Annotated in this window: 1 protein-coding gene and 1 pseudogene; both read left to right on the top strand. The window is 34.8% G+C overall.

Features of this window, described 5'->3' with window-relative positions:
* The first annotated feature begins 152 nt into the window (after positions 1-152).
* Positions 153-1,224, top strand: a pseudogene (locus WGMM_RS04125) (quinone-dependent dihydroorotate dehydrogenase).
* A gap of 187 nt (positions 1,225-1,411) precedes the next feature.
* Positions 1,412-2,110 (top strand): ribonuclease III, encoded by a 699-nt coding sequence (gene rnc / locus WGMM_RS04120; RefSeq protein WP_038250529.1) that lies wholly within the window; start codon positions 1,412-1,414, stop codon positions 2,108-2,110.
* Positions 2,111-2,273 lie beyond the last annotated feature (163 nt).

The raw sequence follows: 2,273 nt of genomic DNA, 5'->3' as shown, positions 1-2,273 counted from the left end.
TATACCGGTTCAATTCCGGTCCCTTTCATTTTCTATATCTTGTAAAAGTTGCTCAATTCAACAGTAGCTTTAAGTGTGTAACCTATAGAGAAAATTATTCATAAGTAAAATCAATTTCTTTTCAAGTTATGGTTATACTCTTATAGCGTTTCATGGTAAAAAATAAACTAAAAATAAGCAAAGTGTTTTACAAAATGATATTACGTGATTTATTGTTTTTACTACCGCCCGAGGTTGCTCACTCTTTGGCAATTATGGCATTAAAGAAAATGCCTTATAGAAAACCTATAGAGCTACCAGAACCTTTGAGTGTGAATTTTTTTGGTAATAAGCTCAGAAGCCCCGTGGGTCTGGCTACAGGTTTTGACAAGAATGCAGAAGTTATAAGGCCTATGCTTTCATTTGGTTTTGGATTTATTGAAACTGGTACTGTAACTCGTAATCCACAATATGGAAACAAAAAACCAAGAATTTTTCGGTTAATTAAAGATCAAGTGGTAATTAACAGATTGGGATTTAACAATAAAGGAATAGACTACTTTCTTAAACAAATAGATAAAACCAAGCTTGATGACTGCATTTTTGGCATCAACATAGGAAAAAACAGTACATCAAAGGACCAAATCAGCGATTATAGTGACTTAATAAAGATAGTATATGGAAAAAGCAATTATATAGTGCTGAACATCTCATCCCCAAACACGCCTAATTTACGCAATCTGCACAATAAGCAAGAATTATCGGAATTGTTGGAATCCGTAACTCTAACCCGGAAATCAATTGATAATTCTAAATCCATACCAATAATATTAAAAATCTCACCAGATATAGATCAGCAAACGAAAGAAAATATCGCTGAGCTTGCGTTGGAATATAAGATTGACGGATTAACAGTGAGCAACACTACGATCAGTCGGAATAACTTACATTCCCACCACAACGAGAGTGGTGGGTTGAGTGGCAAACCGCTGTTTAAACTTTCAACCGAGTTATTGAGCGATATGTACAAACTTATTAAGGGCAAAATATTGTTGGTAGAATGCGGAGAAATCTCAAGTGGTGCTGATGCAAAAAATAAAGGCAGGAGCTTCTTTGGTGCAGTTGTACACTGCTCTCATATACCACGGACCTCAAGTTGTAAACAAAATTAATCTAGAACTTGCAGAACTAATAAGGAGAGATGGATTTAGTAACATTAGTGAGGTGGTGGGTTGTATGCATTAAACATCTTCTCTGTCACCTAAGTAGCCGACACTGGAATAACATCGATGAATCATTATTCAAATAATGGTTATGCAAGAAGTCTATTAAACTGTATATTTTGGAAGTTGTTGGTATTATTTTAATAAAACAAAACTAATTCTTTGGTATAAAGGTGTGGTAGGAAGTGTTATTCTTTTAAATAATGGGTATGAAGAGTTTGAATGATGCAATATCTAAGATCATTGATTATAAATTTACAAATTATGCAATATTAGAAGAGGCACTAACTCACCCAAGCGTAAATAAAAGGAATAGCAAAAACCAGATTGTAAGCTACGAAAGACTAGAGTTTTTGGGCGATAGTGTTTTGAATATGGTTGTATCTGCCACACTGTTTAAACTATTTCCTGAAGAAAAAGAAGGAGCATTGGCAAAAAGAAAGACGGATTTAGTTTGTGGCAACACCATTGCTAATGTTGCTAAAGAAATAAAATTAGGCAGCTTTATCATCATGAATAATAGTGAACGCTGCAATGGAGGGAGATGTAACTTAAAAAATTTAGAAAACTCGCTTGAAGCACTAATAGGTGCAATTTATATTGATGGCGGGCTTGAAAATTTTGAAAAATTTATTATCCAATATTGGGAAAAGCTAGCTAAAGGCATGCTTGACCCCCCTCAAGATCCTAAAACCTCACTGCAAGAGTGGACTCAGAAAAACAAATTGCCTTTACCAGAGTATGAGCTTGTAAAACAAACTGGACCAGCGCACAATCCTGAATTTACTACATCAGTTTGCATAGAAGATTATGGTAAAGTTTCTGCATGCGCTTCTAGTAAAAAGATTGCTGAACAAAAAGCTGCCGAGTTGATGCTAGAAAAAATTGGAAAAGACGCTTCAGTTTAGGCAAAATAGACATTAACGTAAATTTTAAGGAAGCTAATAGCGTTTAGGGTAAATGGTCAATTTAAGGAGAAGCATAGTATAGCCTTTCTTATAATAGTCCGAATGCGATAAGATATGTGTTTATGGCTATAGCAGGCCAGTAGCATATTACGGTCTGTTCGGA

This window comes from Wolbachia endosymbiont of Glossina morsitans morsitans, assembly GCF_000689175.1.
GTDB lineage: Bacteria > Pseudomonadota > Alphaproteobacteria > Rickettsiales > Anaplasmataceae > Wolbachia > Wolbachia pipientis.
The sequence above is the reverse complement of the archived record's forward strand: the minus strand, read 5'-3'. Positions and strand labels throughout refer to the sequence as shown.

Excerpts from the sequence above, each read along its gene's own strand:
- rnc (WP_038250529.1), top strand. The coding sequence starts at position 1,412 with ATGAAGAGTTTGAATGATGCAATATCTAAGATCATTGATTATAAATTT.